The following is an 18,108-nucleotide window of genomic DNA, read 5'->3' on the forward strand; positions in this document are numbered from 1 at the left end:
CGTTCCGCCGCCCCCTTGCGGCGTTTCGACGGGGCGGATTGTTACGGAGTGCCGGTTTCGGGACGTCTGCACGAAAATGGGAAAATGGTTTCGTCGCAGCGAAGAAATGTTTCGTCGTGCCGCACATCGCGAAACACACGTGGCGGAATTGTGCCCGATTCCAATATACGGAACTGCGGTCCGGCTGCGACCGACGGTTCGCGGCCGCTTCAGGCCTTCTCGCCGGCCGGCGAAAACAGGTAACCGCCGCCGCGGATGGTGCGAATCACGGCCGGTTTGGCCGGATCGGGCTCGATCTTGCGGCGGATCCGCATGATTCGCAGGTCGACGGCCCGGTCGAACGCCTCGGCATCCCTGGCATTGGCGAGTTCCAGCAGCCGTTCACGCGACAGCACCCGCTTCGGATTGGCCGCGAACACCTTGAGCAGGCCGAACTCGGAGGCCGTCAGCGGATGCTCATTGCCTTCATCGTCGCGCAGCGCCTGGGCGTCGAGGTCCAGCCATTTGGTGCCGAATCGGACCAGCTGCGGATCCTTGGCCTTGGCCTCGACAACCTCCGCACTGGCGGATGCGGCAGCCTTGGCCGGGCCGCTGCGACGCAAGACCGAGCGGATCCGCGCCATCAATTCGCGCAATTCGCACGGCTTGGCGACATAATCGTCGGCGCCGAGCTCAAGGCCGACGACGCGGTCGATGGGGCTGGCGGTCGCCGTCAGCATGATGACCGGGATGTTGGTGCGGCCCTTGAGGTCGCGGATGATCGACAGACCGTCCTCTTCGGGCATGTTGAGGTCGAGCACGACGAGATCGGCGGGCCCGGTGTCGATGGCGCTGCGCAGGCTCTTTCCGCCATCGCACAGGGTCACCGTGAAGCCGTGCATCTTGAGGTAATCGCCCACCATCTCCCGGGCAGGGGCCTCGTCGTCGACGATGATGATGTGCTGGCTCTGACTCATGACAACTCGGCCGCAGGCAGTGTGATGGTGAAGGTTGACCCCGATCCCGGCCCATCGCTCTTGGCCGTTACCTCTCCACCATGCATGTCGACGATGCGTTTGACAATCGACAGGCCTAGGCCGGTCGAGCTCTCGCCGGCGGTCGGTTTTGCCGACAGCCGCTGGAACCGGCCGAACAGCCGGCCGAGATCCTCCGGTGACAGGCCGGCGCCCTCATCGGTGACGGCGATGAAAGTGTTGTCGCCATCATCTGCGGCATTCACGGTGATCCTGCCGCCGATCGGGCTGTATTTGATGGCGTTGCTGAGCAGATTGTCGATCGCCTCGCGGATGCGATCGATGTCGCACATGGTCGACAGATGCGGCGGCGCCGACACCGCAATCACCTGCTGCTTGTTCAGCGCCAGCGGCTGGTTGGCCTCGGCCACTTCGCGCACGAGCGCGGCGATGTCGACCGGCTCGCGTCGGATGGTGATGTCGAACGCATCGGCCATGGCATCCGAGATCAGGTGGTCGACCATCGAGGTCAGCCGCTTGGCGGCGTCGCGGATGTGCTCGATCTGCGTGGTGACGCCGTCCCTGGAGGCGCCGGTCGCGATCAGCTCGGTCAGCATTTCGGTGCGGCCGAGGATCACGCCGAGCGGATTCTTCAGGTCGTGGGCGACGGTGCCGAGGATCTCGTTCTTGAAGCCGTTGGCGCGCTGCAACCGCAGCCACTGTGCCGAGAGCCGCCGATTGGCCTGCATCAGCGCACGGGTGCGCTGGGCGACGCGGTCTTCGAGCTGGGTGTTGGCCTCGTGCAGCTGCTGATAGAGGATCACATTGTCGAAGGCGATCGACAGCCGGCTGGAAAAGATCTCGACCAGCGAGCGGTCGGTCTCCGACAGTTGCCGCTCCGCCTGAAGCAGCACCACGACCTCGCGGCCGGAGCCGGTGCGGACATAGAGCACGGTGCGCTGGTCGGCGAACTCGTTCGCGCGCTGCCGGAACGCGGCTTCGACCATGTCGCGCAGCTCGGGATCGAGCGCGCGCGAGGTCGCCGCGCCGGAGAAGCGGCTGTAGCAGCCGGAGCCGGCCAGCACCGAGAAATCCTCCGCCTGGCTGCCGTCGTCGCGCAGCACCAGGATGCCGGCGCAATCGACGTTCAGCAGCGACGCCATCTGCGTCAGCACGCCCTCCGCCAGCCGCTGCATCGACTTGAAGTCGTAGAGCGTCGATGCGGCGTCGATGATGATTTCCAGGCCGCGCCTTGTCTGCACCATGCGCTCGAGCTGCTGATAGCTGCGCAGCGCCGCGGTCAGCGAGGTGAACAGCTTGTCGGCGGTGAGCTCGGTCTTGGCCTTGTAGTCGTTGATGTCGTACTGGACGATGACCCGTCGCTCCGGCGCCTGGCCCGGCTGTCCCGTGCGCAGGATGATGCGCACCGTCTCGTTCCGGATCTCATTGCGGATATATTCCACGAGCTCGAGGCCGGCGACGTCGGTTTCCATGATGACGTCGAGCAGCACGGCCGCGACGTCCGGATGCTCCCGCATCAGGGTGCGGCCTTCCGCTGCGGAATAGGCCGACAGGATCTCCAGTCCCTGTCCGTTCAGATTGTAGTCGGACAGCGCAAAGCGGGTGCCCTCATGCACCGCATGATCGTCGTCGATGACGGCGATCTTCCACTTCCGGGCCGAATGGTCGTCCTGGTCAACTCCGCTATCCTCGATCAGGTGGAGGACATCGTCCTGTTCGGCCATTGCGTCGTTCCGTCACCTATTGCTGTCTCGGCGCCGCCCTTGGCGACCCTCGGCATGGTAATCCGAAAGGTGGTGCCTTGTCCCACCCGGGACTCCAGCATCATGCGGCCGCCGAGCTGCTGCGTTACCAGATTGTAGACGATATGCAGCCCGAGCCCCGTCCCGCCTTCATTCCGGCGCGTGGTAAAGAACGGATCGAAGGCTTGGCGCTGCACGTCGGGCGTCATGCCGGCGCCGTTATCGGCAAAAATGATCTCGATGTCATCTGCGCCGCGCGGCCGCGCGGTGATCGAGATGGTGCCGGCGCGGCCGTCGGCGAAGGCATGGTTGACCGCGTTGAGAAACAGATTGGTCAGGATCTGGCCATAGGACCCCGGATAGCCGTCGATCGGCAGCCCCTCGGGCACGTCGACCGCAAGCGTGATCGCCGCCCGCTTGAGGACCGGCTTCAGACTCGTGATGATCTGGTCGGTGGCCTCGCCCAGCATGAAAGTCCGTCGCTCGGCATGCGAACGGTCGACGGCGACCTGTTTGAACGACTGGATCAGCTCGCCGGCGCGCTGCAGGTTGGCGACCAGCTGTTCGGACGCGTCGCGTGAGGAGCGCACGAATTCCTCGAGCTGCGATCGCCGCAGGCCACCCTCCGGCGACTTCAGCATCGCTTCGAACATCTCCGCCCGGCGCGCAAAGCTGGAGGCCACCGTCAGGCTGATGCCGATCGGATTGTTCACCTCATGCGCCACTCCGGCGACCAGCCCTCCCAGCGCCGCGAGGCGCTCGGCATCGATCAAATTCCGTTGCGCGGCATTGAGCTCGAGCAGGGCGCTCTCGGCCTTCTCCTTCGCGTTGCGCAGCTCGTCTTCGGTCTTGCGCTTGGCGATCGCGTTCTGGCGGAAGATCTCGACGGCGCGGGCCATCGAACCGACCTCGTCGCGCGCCTCGGTGCCCTGAACCTTTCGGTCGTAGTCGCCGATGGTGATCGCGCGCATCGACGCCATGATCTGCTGCAACGGCAGGCGGATCGAGAGTGCGATCAGCACGCCTGCGGACAGGATGATGCCGAGAAAGATCACCGCGATCGACAGCACGCGTCGGGAAATATCGCTCAATGTCCGATCGAAGGTCGCCTGGGCCTTCTGCTCATGCTGCCGCATCTTCACCGACAGGCCGTCGATGGCGGCGATGGTTTCGGCCTGACTGGCGTCGATGGTGTTGCGCAGCAATTCCGTGCGATTGGTCAGCTGTCCGGTCAGCTTGGAAAAGCCTTCCCGGAGCGCCGCGGTACGGGCCGACAGCCGCTGCAGCGCAAGGCGCTGCAGGTCGTTGTCGGCAAGCTCCGACATCACCGGAATGGTCTTCTCGATCGTCTCGGTGTTGCGGCGCGCATCCTCCGCCGACGCCGGGGCCAGCGAGAGGTAGTAGGAATTGGCCGCGACCAGCATCGCGGTGAAGGCCTCCCGCGACTTGCCGAGCGATGGCCAGATCTGCGCGTCGCGATGACCGGTCGCGCCTTCGATCACCGAATAGAGCCCGGCGATGTCTCGGGCGGGACCGAGCACCTCCTCGTCATAGGTCTTGGCAATCGTCGCCTGCAGGCTGCGCAACTCGCCGAAACCGTCGAGAAAGCGCACCGTGACGCGTTCGAGCTCTTCGGCCGATCCCGACAGCATCGGGTCGGTCGACGCGCGCGTGGTGAGGGTGCCCAGCACCGCCTCGCGCAAGAGCAGGATCTCGGCGAACAGCTCTGGACTTGGCTGATTGATGTAGCGGTGAATGAGGTTCTGCAGCCGGCTGGTCTCGCTTTCCAGCAGTGCCAGCACCTTGTCGGATTCGCGGACCTGGCGGACATCGTCCCAGGCGGTTCCCAGCACCTTCGCTCCGTTCCAGATCAGCGCCGCGAGGACGATCACGACAGCGGAGTTGAGGGCGGCAATGGACAGGATACGCCAACGGATCGGCACCGCCCGCAGCACGCGAACGACCCTGGCCCGGCCCGATGCGATCAGGCTGACCGATGGTCCGACGGAACTCCGCGTCTCGGCTGGTTCCACGACGTTACCTCGCGCTGCCCGGTGCGAACCGAGGCGGACGCGGCACTCGCGGCGTTGGACCTGCATGGTGCAGCGCAGCCAATCGCGTTGCACACTGGCAGCCGTGACGGCCGCCGCGCGCAGCCAGCATACGACGCTCCGCTTTCGTCCCGCCCCGTCTCCACACCGGCGTCACGTTCATGATCGAGATCCGCGGAAGGCAGGCGCGGTACACAGGCAACATGTTCCCCTTGCTGTTGAGGTCGGCCTGACGATGAAAAGGTTCAATGCGTCCACGAACAGGTGCTATAAGGCCACTCTGACGCGTGTGCGATACGCGTCAATGGTTTGTTCATAAGTTGTTGCAGCTGTTGGTTGATAGTTCGCCGGGCCGGCCGGATGGGGTTTAGGCATGGGGCGCGGTTGCTTATTTTAGCAGCTGATTATTTGAAATGGAGTTGGCCTCCGGTGACGATCGTCCTGCGTCTTCTCTGCGTCGTTGTCTTGCTCTGCAATGCGCTCGGGGCGGTGTCGGCTCAGGCCGCGACCGAGATCATCTGGTGGCACGCGATGTCGGGGGAGCTCGGCAAGCAGGTCGAGAGGCTCGCAGCCGATTTCAACGCGTCGCAACACGACTATCATATCCAGCCGACCTATAAGGGGACGTACACGGAGACCGTCACCGCCGCCATCTTTGCGTTCCGGTCGCGGAGCCAGCCGGCGATCGTGCAGGTGAATGAGATTGCAACGGCCACGATGACCGCAGCCAAAGGCGCGATCTATCCCGTGTTCGAGCTGATGCAGGACGAGCAGGAAGCCTTTTCGCCATCGGCCTATTTGCCGGCGGTTGCCGGCTACTACGCCGATGCCGACGGCAACATGCTGTCGTTTCCGTTCAATGCCTCCACCCCCATCCTGTACTACAACAAGGATCAGTTTCGTGCCGCTGGGCTCGATCCCGATGTCCCTCCCAAGACGTGGCCGGAGCTTGGCAGGGCGGCCAAGCGGCTGCGCGAGCACGGCATGGCCTGCGGTTTTACGACCTCGTGGCCGGCCTGGATCAACATCGAGAACTTTTCTGCCTTCCATAATTTGCCGATCGCCACGCGGGCCAATGGCTTTGCGGGACTCGACGCCACCTTGATCTTCAACAATCCCCACGTCGTCCGCCATATCGCTCAGCTTGCCGAATGGCAGAAGAGCAAGGTCTTCGATTACGGCGGTCGCGGCCAGGCGGCCGAGCCGCGCTTTCAGAAAGGCGAATGCGGCATCTTCATCGGGTCCTCGGCGACACGTGCCGACATCAAGGCGAATTCGAGATTCGCGGTTGGTTACGGCATGATGCCGTATTGGCCCGATGTCGCCGGTGCGCCGCAAAACTCGATCATTGGCGGTGCAACGCTCTGGGTGCTGCGCGACCGTCCGGCCGCCGAGTACAAGGGGGTCGCCAGGTTCTTCGCCTATCTGTCGCGGCCGGACATCCAGGCGGCCTGGCATCAGAACACGGGCTATCTGCCGATCACCCAGGCCGCGTTCGATCTCACGCGTGCGCAAGGGTTCTACGATCGCAATCCCGGCACCGCGATCTCGATCGAGCAGGTGACGCTGCATCCGCCGACCGAGAATTCGCGCGGGCTTCGGCTCGGCTCCTTCGTGCTGATCCGCGACGCCATCGAGGACGAGATGGAGCAGGCCTTCAGCGGCCGCAAGTCGGCCCACGCCGCGCTCGACGCCGCCGTCGAGCGCGGCAACCGTCTGTTGCGCCAGTTCGAGCGCGCCAGCCCGGATCGTTGATGACGACGCTGCCGCCGATTGCCGATGTTGCGCAGCTCAAGCGCCTGCGTGCCAACGAGGCGCATTGGCTGCCGGCCGCACAGCAGATCGTTCGCGCTGAGGGCTACGACGGCGCGCAGCTGGTGCCGTTCGGGGCGGGAACGAATCTCGTCGCCGCATTGAACGACCAACTGGTCCTGAAGATCTTTCCGTCCTTCCATCGGGCCAAGTTTCTCTCGGAGCGCGCAACGCTGCGCGTCCTCGGCGGTCGCGTCGGTGATGTCGCCACGCCTGAGCTGCTGCATCATGGTGAATGCGAGGGGTGGTCCTATCTGATCATGAGCCGGCTCGAAGGTGTTGCTGCTTCGGAGGTCTGGCCGCTCCTTGCAGAAGCGGATAAGCCGCGTCTCTTGCGGCAGCTCGGCCGCCTGATCGCCGATGTGCAACAGGTCTCGCCAGGCGAACTGCTCACGCTCGGCCCGCGCTGGTCTGATTTCCTGCAGATGCAGCTGGCCGGGTGCCGCGCCCGCCATCAGCGGCTCGGGCTGCCGCAGGCGCTGCTTGCAGTCCTGGATGATCTGCTGAACGAAGCCGTCGATGAGCTGCCGCGAGATCCGCAGTCCGTCATTCTCACCGGCGAGTACATTCCTGAGAATTTCATGCTCTCGCCTGTCGGCGATGGCTGGCGCGTGAGCGGCCTGTTCGACTTCGGCGACGTCATGACCGGTTTCGGTGAATACGACCTGCTCGGGCCGAGCGCGTTTCTCGCGGCTGGGCACGCGGCGCGCATGCGCGCCTTGTTCGAAGGCTATGGCTTGGCTCCGGGTCAGGTCACCTGGCAGCTGAAGCGGCGGCTGTTGCTTCTGATGCTGCTGCATCAGGCCAGCGATCCGCTCCGGCACATCGCCATTCCTGACTGGCCGCTCCGGGCTGGGACTTTCGACGCATTGCAGGCGCTGATCTGGCCGGAGTGATCTGACACCAGAGGTGGCTCAGCAGGCGGCCTGCAGCCGGTGCGTAGATTCGACGCGGTCGGCAGCGTCAGCTCAATAACTATGCAATTCTGTAGCTTTGTATGCAATTGTTCCGGGGGGAGCCCAGAGACGGCAACTCGTATCTCGAATTTTCAATGACTTAGCCATGATGGTGGATTGGCACGAAGCTTGCGACCTCTTGCCCCGTCGGTTGTATTCCGTGGGAGCATTTGATGAAGCGTCGCGATTTTCTGAAGTCCGTATCCGGTCTGGCTGCCGGCGCCGCGCTGCCCGTGGCGCCCGCGGTGATGTCCGCTGCGAAGGCCGATGCGCGATCCGAGACGCTGCTGATCGTGTCCGAGGGCGGGCCGAACAATCTCGATATTCACGGCGTGGGCACCAACGTGCCGGGCTACGAGGTCTCCTGGAACTGCTACGACCGCCTGATCAGCCATGAGATGAAAAGCGGCCCGGGCGGCGTGCCGTATTACGACCGCGACAAGTTCAAGCCCGAACTTGCGGAGGACATGACCATCGGCGACATGTCCGCGACCTTCAGGCTGCGGAAGAATGCCAAATTCCACGACGGCACGCCGGTCACCGCGAAGGACGTCAAATGGTCGCTTGACCGGGCCGTCAGCGTCGGCGGCTTTCCGACCTTCCAGATGAGCGCGGGCTCGCTGACCAAGCCTGAACAGTTCGTCATCGTCGATGACCACACGGTGCGCGTCGACTTCCTGAAGAAGGATCGCCTGACGATCCCCGATCTCGCCGTGATCGTACCCTGCGTCGTCAACTCGGAACTGGTGAAGAAGAACGCCACCGACAAGGATCCCTGGGGCCTCGAATTCACCAAGCAGCAGACCGCGGGCTCCGGCGCCTACAAGGTGACGAAGTGGACCGCCGGCACCGAAGTCGTCATGGAGCGCAACGACGACTGGGTGTGCGGGCCGCTGCCGAAGATCAAGCGCGTGATCTGGCGCATGGTGCCGCAGGCCGGCAACCGGCGGGCCCTGCTCGAGCGCGGCGACGCCGACATCTCCTATGAGCTGCCGAACAAGGACTTCCAGGAGATGAAGGCGAACGGCAAGCTGAGCGTGGTCTCGCTGCCGATCTCGAACGGCATTCAATACATCGGCATGAATGTCACCAAACCGCCATTCGACAATCCCAAGGTGCGCCAGGCCCTCGCTTATGCGATGCCCTATCAGAAGATTATCGATGCCGTGATGTTCGGCCTCGCCAATCCGATGTTCGGGGCTGCCGCCGACAAGGCCACCGAGGTGGCGTGGCCGCAGCCGACCAAATATGCCACCGACATGGAGAAGGCGAAGGCGCTGCTGGCCGAGGCCGGCTACGGCAACGGCTTCGAGACCACGATCTCCTTCGATCTCAATTTCGCGCAGGTCAACGAGCCCTTGTGCGTGCTGGTGCAGGAAAGCCTCGCCCAGCTCGGCATCAAGACCACGATCAACAAGGTGCCCGGCGCCAATTGGCGCACCGAGCTGAACAAGAAGGAGATGCCGCTCTTCACCAACATCTTCTCGGGCTGGCTCGATTATCCCGAGTACTTTTTCTACTGGTGCTATCACGGCAACAATTCCGTGTTCAACACGATGAGCTACAAGTCACCGGAGATGGACAGGCTCATCAACGGCGCGCGCGACGCCGCCGCGACCGGCGACAAGGCGACCTACGATGCCGACGTGAAGGGTTTCGTTGATCTGGCTTTCGCCGAGGTGCCGCGCATCCCGCTGTACCAGCCCTTCGTCAACGTCGCGATGCAGAAGAACATCTCCGGCTATCAGTACTGGTTCCACCGCCGGCTGGACTATCGTGCGCTGGTGAAGGGGTGAGATGGGCGAGGAGCGAGTGGCGAGCAGCGAATAGGGCAATGGAGAGCGGCGAATGCTAAGGGAGGATGATCCGCAGCCGAGCGCTCTGGACCGCTATTCGCCACTCTCTATGCGCCATCCGCAGGCCAAGTGCGCGGAGCGATCGACATGTTGAGTCTCATCGCCAAGCGCCTCGCTTTCGCGATTCCCTCGCTGATCGGCGTCGTGATCGTCACCTTCCTGCTGACGCGCGCCTTGCCCGGCGATCCCGCGGCGTATTTTGCCGGTCCTGCGGCCACCAAGGAGGCCGTCGAGCAGATTCGCAAGAAGCTCGGTTTCGACAAGCCGCTGGTCGAGCAGTTCTTCCGCTACACGGTCGATCTCGCCCATGGCGATCTCGGCAGCTCGCTGACGACAGGCCAGCCGGTCGCGACCGAAATCCGCAACCGCCTGCCGGCCTCGGCCGAGCTCACCCTGCTCGGTCTTCTCGTGTCGGTCGCGATCGCGCTGCCGCTCGGCGTGCTCGCCGCGACGCGGCCGGGGTCATGGATCGATCACACCTGCCGTGTCGTCACCACTGCGGGCGTCTCGCTGCCGGTGTTCTTCACCGGGCTGGTGCTGGTCTACGTGTTCTATTTCCGGCTCGGCTGGTCGCCGGCGCCGCTTGGCCGTCTCGACGTGTTCTATAGCGCCCCGAACGCCGTGACCGGCTTCTATCTCATTGACACGCTGATCGCAGGCGACGCCGAGGCGTTCCGTTCCGCGCTGAGCCAGCTGATCCTGCCGGCTGCGACCCTGGCGATCTTTTCGCTCGCGCCGATCGCGCGCATGACGCGCGCCTCGATGCTGCAGGTGCTGTCGTCGGAGTTCGTGCGGACGGCGCGGGCCTCCGGCCTGTCACCCGCCACGGTCACGGTGACCTACGCGTTCCGGAACGCGATGCTGCCGGTCATCACCACGCTGTCGATGGTGTTCTCGTTCCTGCTCGGCGCCAACGTGCTGGTCGAGAAAGTGTTTGCGTGGCCCGGCATCGGCTCCTACGCGGTCGAGGCGCTGATCGCCTCCGACTTCGCGCCGGTGCAGGGTTTCGTGCTGACGATGGCCGTGATGTACGTCCTCCTGAACCTGGTCATCGACATTCTGTATGGCGTCATCGACCCCCGTGTGAGGCTGGAAGGATGAGCTCTGTCGCGCCGACCGTCGAACCCGCCGTCGCCCGCACCTCCGGCTTGGCCGCCCTGATCGGGCACACCCGCTATGTGCTCGCCGAGAACAAGGTCACCGGCTTTGCCTTCGGATTGCTGGTGCTGATCCTGTTCGCCGCGATCTTCGGTCCGTGGATCGTGCCGTATGATCCGCTCGCCAGCGACACAGCGTCGGCGCTGAAGCCGCCGTCTGCGGCGCATTGGTTCGGCACCGACCAGCTCGGCCGCGACATCTTCAGCCGTGTCGTGGTGGCTGCCCGGCTCGATACGTTCATCGCGGTCGCCTCGGTCGCGCTGGTGTTCTTCATGGGCGGGCTTGCGGGAGTCGCGGCCGGCTTTTTCGGCGGCTGGACCGACCGCATCGTCGGCCGCATCGCCGACACTATCATGGCGTTCCCGCTGTTCGTGCTGGCGATGGGGATCGTGGCCGCGCTCGGCAACACCGTGCAGAACATCATCATCGCCACCGCGATCGTGAACTTTCCGCTTTATGCCCGTGTGGCGCGTGCCGAGGCCAATGTCCGCCGCAACGCCGGCTTCGTGCAGGCGGCGCGTCTGTCGGGCAACAGCGAGATGCGCATTCTGCTGGGTCATATCCTGCCGAACATCATGCCGATCATGATCGTGCAGATGTCGCTCACCATGGGCTACGCGATTCTCAATGCCGCCGGCTTGTCTTTCATCGGCCTTGGCGTGCGGCCGCCGACCGCGGAATGGGGCATCATGGTCGCCGAGGGCGCCTCCTTCATGGTGTCGGGCGAATGGTGGATCGCGCTGTTTCCCGGCCTCGCGCTGATGATCGCGGTGTTCTGCTTCAACCTGCTCGGCGACGGCCTGCGCGACATCGCCGACCCGCAGCGCAGGACGTAAGGCGATGAGCTACCTGCCAAGGAATAACCTCGTCATTGCCGGGCTTGACCCGGCAATCCATCCCTTCAAGCAAACCTTCGTCAGTCTGACGGATGCGCGGGTCAAGCCCGTGCATGACGGTCTGTGTGATTGGAGAGCATCATGACCGCCCAGCCGCTGCTCGATGTCCGCGATCTCACCGTGGAGTTCTCCACCCGTCGCGGCATCGTCAAGGCCGTGCAGCATGTCGACATCTCCGTTGCCAAGGGCGAGACCCTGGCGATCGTCGGCGAATCCGGCTCGGGCAAGTCGGTGACGTCGTATGCGGTGATGCGCATTCTCGACCGTGCAGGCCGGATTGCCGAGGGCTCGGTGATGTTTTCCGGCGTCGACGTCAAGGCGGCCGACGAGAGCGCGATGCGCGACCTGCGCGGACGCGAGATCTCGATGATCTTTCAGAACCCGCGCGCAGCGCTCAATCCGATTCGCAAGGTCGGCCAGCAGATCGAGGATGTGCTGAAGCAGCACGCGCAGGCCGCGGCCAGCGATCGCGGGGAGAAGGCGATCGCTGCCCTCGAGCAGGTCAAGATCGCCCGTCCGCGCGAGCGCTACCATGCCTATCCGTTCGAATTGTCCGGCGGCATGTGCCAGCGTGTCGTCATCGCGCTGGCACTGGCTTGCAATCCGCAGCTTCTGATCGCCGACGAGCCGACCACCGGCCTCGACGTCACCACCCAGAAGGCGGTGATGGATCTCGTCGTCGAGCTGACCAGGAGCCGCGGCATGTCGACGATCCTGATCACGCATGATCTGGGACTTGCCGCCGCCTATTGCGACCGCGTCGTCGTAATGGAGAAGGGGCGGGTGGTCGAGACCGCCAAGGCTGCCGACATCTTCGCCAACCCGCAGCACCCCTATACGCGCAAGCTGATGCGTGCGACGCCGCGTCTCGGCGTGTCCCTGCGCGAACTGCTGCCGGAGGAGGAGACGTCGCCCAATGCACAGTCCGTCATCGCCGGGCTTGACCCGGCGATCCATCCCGTTGCGCAAGAGTCGTCGAAGCTGATGGACCCCCGGGTCAAGCCCGGGGGGGACGAGCGAAGTGGTGCGGACGAGCAGTGCGGGAGGGACGAGGCGCGTGCCGGAATTGCGCGGCCGCTCCTTCTCATCGACAAGCTCATCAAGGAATATCCGCGCCAGGGTGGATCGCCGACATTGTCAAGACTGTTCGGCCGCAAGCCGGCGGTCGAGCCCGAGATGTTTCGTGCCGTCGATGGCATCAGCTTCACCGTCGGCCATGGCGAGAGCGTCGGCCTCGTCGGCGAGTCCGGCTGCGGCAAATCGACCACGTCGATGATGGTGATGCGTCTGCTCGACCAGACCTCGGGCCGCATCAGCTTCGACGGCGAGGAGATCGGCAACATCCTGCCGCAGGCCTTCGCCCGGCTGCCGCTGCGCAGCCGCATCCAGATGGTGTTCCAGGATCCGACCGACAGCCTCAACCCGCGCTTCACCGCGGCGCGTGCGATCGCCGATCCGATCCTGCAACTCGGCGACATCAAGGGGCGCGACGCCCTGCGCGGGCGGTGCGAAGAGCTCGCGCGCATGGTCGGTCTGCCGCTCAACCTGCTCGACCGCTTTCCGCATCAACTCTCGGGCGGCCAGAAGGCGCGCGTCGGCATCGCACGTGCGATCGCACTGCACCCGAAGCTCGTGATCCTCGACGAGCCGACGGCGGCGCTCGACGTCTCCGTGCAGGCGGTCGTGCTGAATCTGCTGCAGGACCTCAAGCAGCAATTGGGCATGAGCTATCTGTTCGTCTCCCATGATTTGAACGTGGTGCGGCTGTTGTGCGATCGTGTGATCGTGATGCGGTCGGGTCGAATCGTCGAAGAAGGCAGCTCCGAACGTGTGCTAGGAGATCCGCAGCATGACTATACGCGCGAGCTGCTGACCGCGATTCCGCATCCGCCGCTGCCGGTGCATTGAGGGGAGAGGTGCATGGCCGAGCCATGGGATGACTACATCGACGCGGTCGGGCGCGCCTTGGGGCTGCCGATCGAAGAGGCTTGGCGTCCGGCGATCCGCGCCAATCTCGACGTGTCGCTGAAAATGGCGAAGCTGGTCGACGAATTCCCCCTGCCTGATGAAGCCGAGCCTGCCAGTGTCTTCACCGCTTGATCCTGCCGACATGACCGCGAGCGCCATCGCCGCCGCGGTGGCCACCCGCAAGCTCTCCGCCAAGGAGGCGACTGAGGCCGCGCTGTCGCGGATCGCTGCGCGCGATGGCGTGCTGAACGCCTTCACCGATGTCACGGCCGAGCGCGCACGCGCCAAGGCGGCTGAGATCGACGCGGCGATCGCGGCCGGCAAATCTGTCGGCCCGCTCGCTGGCGTGCCGTTCGCCGTGAAGAACCTGTTCGATGTCGAGGGGCTGCCGACCCGTGCAGGCTCCAAGATCAACCGCGACCGTGCGCCGGCCGCACGCGACGCCACGCTGATCGCGCGCATGGAGGCCGCAGGCGCGGTCCTGGTCGGCGCGCTCAACATGGGCGAATACGCCTACGACTTCACCGGCGAGAACGTGCATGATGGCCCGTCGCGCAATCCGCATGATCCGACACGGATGAGCGGCGGCTCGTCGGGCGGATCGGGCAGCGCCGTGGGCGGCGGCCTGGTGCCGATCGCGCTCGGCTCGGACACCAATGGCTCGATCCGCGTGCCCTCGTCGTTCTGCGGCATCTTCGGTCTCAAGCCGACCTATGGCCGGCTGTCGCGCGCGCGCTCGTTTCCGTTTGTGATGAGCCTGGATCATCTCGGCCCGTTCGCGCGCTCGGTCGAGGATCTCGCGCTCGCTTATGACGCGATGCAGGGGCCCGATCCGGACGACGCCGCGTGCACGACGCGCCCTGCGGAGCCTGTGTCCGGATTGCTGTCGCAAGAACTCGACGGTTTGCGCATCGGCCTTGCTGGCGGTCACTTCCAGACGAACCTGTTTCCCGAAGCCGCCGAAGCGGTCGCTCGTGTTGCGGCGGCGTTGAAGGTGACCGAGGTGATCGAGGTGCCGGAAGCCGCGCGCGCCCGCGCTGCGGCCTATGTCATCAGCACCACCGAAGGGGCCTCGCTGCACCTCGACCGGCTGCGCACGCGCCCTCATGATTTCGATCCGGCGGTGCGCGACCGTCTCATCGCCGGCGCGATGATTCCGGCGCCGCTGGTCGACCGCGCGCAGAAGTTCCGTCGCTGGTATCGCGCCAAGGTGCTGGAGCTGTTCACATCGGTCGACGTGTTGATCGCGCCGGCAACGCCCTGCATCGCGCCGAAGCTCGGGCAGGCGACCTTCATGCTCGACGGCGTCGAGCTGCCCGTGCGCGCAAATATCGGCATCCACACGCAGCCGATCTCGTTCATCGGGCTCCCGGTCGTCGCCGTGCCGATTCCGCTCGAGCCGATGCCCATCGGCGTGCAGATTATCGCTGCGCCCTGGTGCGAACATGTCGCATTGCGCGTGGCCCACGCCTTGCAACAGCGTGGCGTCGCCGCTGCGCCGGCCCCGAGAGGAGTCCTGGAGAATGGAAGTCGATCTGCCTGACGTCGTTGCCGAAGTCACGGCGCAGTTCCAGCGCTATGAACAGGCGCTCGTCAGCAACGACGTCGCCGTGCTCGACGAGCTGTTCCGGAAGGACGCCCGCACCTTGCGCTACGGCATCGGTGAGAACTTGTACGGCTATGGCGAGATCGCGGCCTTTCGCGCCGCGCGCTCGCCGGCGGGCCTGATGCGGCGCACCGCGCGCACCATCATCACCGCCTATGGCCGCGACACTGCGGTGGCCTCGACCCTGTTCTATCGCGACAGCGCGCCCGGCAAGGTCGGGCGCCAGATGCAGACCTGGGTTCGGTTCCCGGAGGGCTGGAGAATCGTCGCTGCCCATGTCAGCATCATCGATGAAGCAAAAGGCGGCTGAGGCATGAGCCTGGACGATCTTCCGCCGCGGACGCAGCAGCGGCCCGCCCGCGATCCTGATGGGCCGCGCGCCGATCGCGCGCCGCCAGCGGTCGCAAAGATCACTCGCGCGGAGGAGCTGCGCCTGCAGCTCGCCGACGATATCGTGCGCGGTGCGCTGGCGCCCGGTGCGCCGCTCGACGAAACCGAGATCGCCAAGCGCTTCAACGTCTCGCGCACCCCGGTGCGCGAAGCGCTGCGCCAGCTCGCGGCATCCGGCCTGATCGAGGCGCGCGCGCATCGCGGCGCAGTGGTGGCGCGGCCCTCCGTCGATCGGCTGACTGGGATGTTCGAGGCGATGGCCGAGCTCGAAGGCCTGTGCGCCGGCCTCGCAGCGCAACGTATGACGCCGGTCGAGCGGCAGCGGCTCGAAGCCATTCACGAGGAATTGCGCAATCTCAGCCATGCCGGCAATCCCGAGCGCTTCCACGAGGTGAACGAGCGCTTCCACAACGCGATCTATGCCGGCGCGCACAATGCCTATATCGCCGAGATCACCTTGGCGACGCGGGTGCGCGTGCAGCCGTTCCGCCGGGCCCAGTTCCGCAATCTCGGCCGCCTCGCCAAGTCGCATGCCGAACACGATCGCGTCGTCGTGGCCATCCTGCGTGGCGACAAGGCTGGCGCGGCCAGCGCCATGAAAGCCCATATCGAGCTGGTGCGCGGCGAGTACGAGATTTACGCGGTGTCGGTGTAGACGAGCTCCACCGCAATAACGGTGCTAAACTAACGTCGATCAGCTCTTCTGCGCCATATACGCGCGCCAGCCGCCGAACTCCGAGATGTCGCGTGCGCCATCAAGCGCTGCAGGCTCGACCAGGAAGCCCTTGGCACTGCGGCCGTCGGCGAGCCGGATCGTGCCGATCGACAGCGGCGGCGGGATGAGGTCCACAAACTTGCCGAAGCCGGCGGCTGACAGCGCCCAGAGCTCGACCTCCATCGCCGCCCCCTTGCCGGCCTCGATGCGCAGCATGCCGGGCTTGGGCGGCGTGGTCGGCAGCGCATAGAGCTTGTAGTCCGGTGCGGTCCTGGCTGCTTCCAGCAGACGGCCACCGAGACGGGTCAGCTCGTGATTGAGCGCCATGCCGGAGAGATGCGCGCCGACCACCACGATCGCGATCTCGTCGCCATGTAGCGATGGCGATACGGCCGCGAGCGGTGGCTGCGGTGTCGCTTTGGCGCCCACCGGCAGCGCGGTGTCGGCATGGAAGGCGCGCCCGAGGCTCGCGAGCGCGGCGTCGTGTCCGGCCGGCGCCAGCAGCGTGATGCCGAACGGAATGCCATCGCTGCGCATCGCAGCCGGCACCGCCAGTCCGCACAGATCGAGCAGATTGACGAAATTGGTGTAGGTGCCGAGCCGGCTGTTGAGCAGGATCGGATCGGCCAGCACCTCCGCAGTGGTGTAGGCGGTGGGCGCGGTCGGCAGCACCAGCGCATCGACAGCGGCGAAGGTGCGCTCGGCCACTTTGCGCAGCGCCTGCAGCCGATACAGCGCGGCGAAGGTGTCGGCCGCGCTGCCGCGTGCGCCGCCGATGGTGATCTCGCGCGTCACCGGATGGATCGCGTCGGGATCGGACGCCAGGAGATCGCGGATCACGAGATAGCGTTCGGCGACCCAGGGGCCTTCATAGAGCAGCCGTGCCGTCTCGTAGAACGGCTCGAGGTCGAATGCGACGAGTTCGGCGCCGAGCTTGACGAAGCGCGCCACGGCGGCGCCGTAAGCGGCCTCGGCGGCTTTGTCGCCGAAGAAGATCAGTTGTCCCGGGCGGGGAATGCCGAGCTTCACGCCGCGCGGAAATGCCGTCATCGCGCCGAGCGGCCGGTCGCGCGAGAACGGATCGAGCGGATCCGGCGCGGCCATGACGTCGAGCGCTGCGACCGCATCATCGACCGTTAAAGAGAACACCGAGATGCAGTCGAGGGTGCGGCAGGCCGGCACCAGGCCGGCGGTCGAAATCATGCCGAGGCTCGGCTTCAGCCCGACGATGTTGTTGAGCATGGCCGGAACGCGGCCGGAGCCCGCCGTATCCGTTCCGAGCGACAGCGGCACGAGCCCTGCCGAGACCGCGACCGCCGATCCGGAGCTCGATCCGCCCGGCACCAGATCGCCGCGTACCGGATTGGTCGGGATGCCATAGGGCGAGCGCACGCCGACGAGGCCCGTGGCGAACTGGTCGAGATTGGTCTTGCCGATGATGATGGCGCCGGCGGCGCGTAGCCGCGCCACTGCGGTGGAATCGCGGGTCGGCGTGTAGGCAAAGGCCGGGCATGCGGCTGTCGTCGGCAGTCCCGCGACGTCGATATTGTCCTTGACCGCAACGGGCACGCCGAACAGCGGCAGTGCCGCGGCGTCCTGGCCGGCAAGCCGCTGCGCCTCGGCGATCGCATCCGCTTCGTCGCGCAGGCTGATGAAGATGGCAGGGTCATCATGCGCGCGAATCCGCGCGTAGCAGCGTGCGATCGTATCCTTGGGGGTCGTCAGGCCGGCCCGATGGGCGGCGACGATCTCGGCGACGGTTTCGGTCACGAAGCGCTCCGCCGTCGAGAGCCCGATGTCTGGCTTGCCATGTCCTTGCGCTCCGCTTCGCCGATCCTGCTGCGAACGTAGCAAGCCACGTGCCATTGTGTACATTGGCCGGAACTGGCAGCTCGTTGAAAATTGTTCGTTTTCAGTGATTTGCAGCAACCGCTCGGCACGAGCTTGGCAGAATTGTCCTGCGAAGCAGGCGATTTGCCTAAAT

Annotated in this window: 15 protein-coding genes; 11 read left to right on the plus strand and 4 right to left on the minus strand. The window is 65.3% G+C overall.

The window, feature by feature from the left end:
* Positions 1 to 209: 209 nt before the first annotated feature.
* The 3 genes from HL671_RS00545 to HL671_RS00555 are packed head-to-tail and all read right to left on the minus strand — an operon-like array spanning position 210 to position 4,659.
* Positions 210 to 956 carry a response regulator gene (locus tag HL671_RS00545; RefSeq protein WP_012041028.1) on the minus strand — a complete coding sequence of 249 codons (747 nt, stop codon included), beginning with the start codon at positions 954 to 956 and terminating at the stop codon, positions 210 to 212.
* On the minus strand, positions 953 to 2,698 hold the full coding sequence (locus tag HL671_RS00550) for an ATP-binding response regulator (protein WP_012041029.1): 1,746 nt from the start codon (positions 2,696 to 2,698) through the stop codon (positions 953 to 955). The genes HL671_RS00545 and HL671_RS00550 overlap by 4 nt, the downstream gene beginning before the upstream one ends.
* A complete protein-coding gene (locus HL671_RS00555) occupies positions 2,668 to 4,659 on the minus strand; it encodes a sensor histidine kinase (protein WP_049795464.1) in 1,992 nt (663 codons plus the stop codon). The genes HL671_RS00550 and HL671_RS00555 overlap by 31 nt, the downstream gene beginning before the upstream one ends.
* 537 nt (positions 4,660 to 5,196) lie before the next feature.
* Between HL671_RS00555 and ugpB the strand changes: the two genes are divergently transcribed.
* The 11 genes from ugpB to HL671_RS00610 all read left to right on the plus strand — a co-directional run bounded on the left by ugpB (position 5,197) and on the right by HL671_RS00610 (position 16,064).
* Positions 5,197 to 6,522 (plus strand): sn-glycerol-3-phosphate ABC transporter substrate-binding protein UgpB, encoded by a 1,326-nt coding sequence (gene ugpB / locus HL671_RS00560; RefSeq protein WP_172235316.1) that lies wholly within the window; start codon positions 5,197 to 5,199, stop codon positions 6,520 to 6,522.
* Positions 6,522 to 7,475 (plus strand): aminoglycoside phosphotransferase family protein, encoded by a 954-nt coding sequence (locus HL671_RS00565; protein ID WP_172235317.1) that lies wholly within the window; start codon positions 6,522 to 6,524, stop codon positions 7,473 to 7,475. Before ugpB ends, HL671_RS00565 begins: the two co-directional genes overlap by 1 nt.
* 233 nt (positions 7,476 to 7,708) lie before the next feature.
* Positions 7,709 to 9,331 (plus strand): ABC transporter substrate-binding protein, encoded by a 1,623-nt coding sequence (locus tag HL671_RS00570; RefSeq protein ID WP_041750294.1) that lies wholly within the window; start codon positions 7,709 to 7,711, stop codon positions 9,329 to 9,331.
* A gap of 147 nt (positions 9,332 to 9,478) precedes the next feature.
* Positions 9,479 to 10,492, plus strand: coding sequence for an ABC transporter permease (locus HL671_RS00575; RefSeq protein ID WP_012041034.1), 1,014 nt, complete (start codon positions 9,479 to 9,481; stop codon positions 10,490 to 10,492).
* Positions 10,489 to 11,385: an ABC transporter permease gene (locus HL671_RS00580; protein WP_012041035.1), complete on the plus strand. Its 897-nt coding sequence runs from the start codon at positions 10,489 to 10,491 to the stop codon at positions 11,383 to 11,385. The genes HL671_RS00575 and HL671_RS00580 overlap by 4 nt, the downstream gene beginning before the upstream one ends.
* A 4-nt stretch (positions 11,386 to 11,389) precedes the next feature.
* A complete protein-coding gene (locus tag HL671_RS00585; RefSeq protein WP_168167859.1) occupies positions 11,390 to 11,530 on the plus strand; it encodes a hypothetical protein in 141 nt (46 codons plus the stop codon).
* Positions 11,527 to 13,353, plus strand: coding sequence for a dipeptide ABC transporter ATP-binding protein (locus HL671_RS00590; RefSeq protein ID WP_172235318.1), 1,827 nt, complete (start codon positions 11,527 to 11,529; stop codon positions 13,351 to 13,353). Before HL671_RS00585 ends, HL671_RS00590 begins: the two co-directional genes overlap by 4 nt.
* Positions 13,354 to 13,365: 12 nt before the next feature.
* A complete protein-coding gene (locus HL671_RS00595; protein ID WP_012041037.1) occupies positions 13,366 to 13,545 on the plus strand; it encodes a DUF4089 domain-containing protein in 180 nt (59 codons plus the stop codon).
* A 10-nt stretch (positions 13,546 to 13,555) separates the two neighbouring features.
* Entirely contained in the window at positions 13,556 to 14,956 is a 1,401-nt protein-coding gene (locus tag HL671_RS00600) for an AtzE family amidohydrolase (RefSeq protein ID WP_041750295.1), read from the plus strand.
* Positions 14,937 to 15,329: an oxalurate catabolism protein HpxZ gene (gene hpxZ, locus HL671_RS00605; RefSeq protein WP_012041039.1), complete on the plus strand. Its 393-nt coding sequence runs from the start codon at positions 14,937 to 14,939 to the stop codon at positions 15,327 to 15,329. Before HL671_RS00600 ends, hpxZ begins: the two co-directional genes overlap by 20 nt.
* A 3-nt stretch (positions 15,330 to 15,332) precedes the next feature.
* Positions 15,333 to 16,064, plus strand: coding sequence for a GntR family transcriptional regulator (locus HL671_RS00610; protein WP_012041040.1), 732 nt, complete (start codon positions 15,333 to 15,335; stop codon positions 16,062 to 16,064).
* Between the two features lie 39 nt (positions 16,065 to 16,103).
* On the opposite strand, the gene atzF is transcribed toward HL671_RS00610, so the two are convergent.
* Entirely contained in the window at positions 16,104 to 17,894 is a 1,791-nt protein-coding gene (atzF, locus tag HL671_RS00615) for an allophanate hydrolase (protein ID WP_172235319.1), read from the minus strand.
* Positions 17,895 to 18,108 lie beyond the last annotated feature (214 nt).

The sequence above is a fragment of the Bradyrhizobium denitrificans genome (assembly GCF_013179005.1).
GTDB lineage: Bacteria > Pseudomonadota > Alphaproteobacteria > Rhizobiales > Xanthobacteraceae > Bradyrhizobium > Bradyrhizobium denitrificans.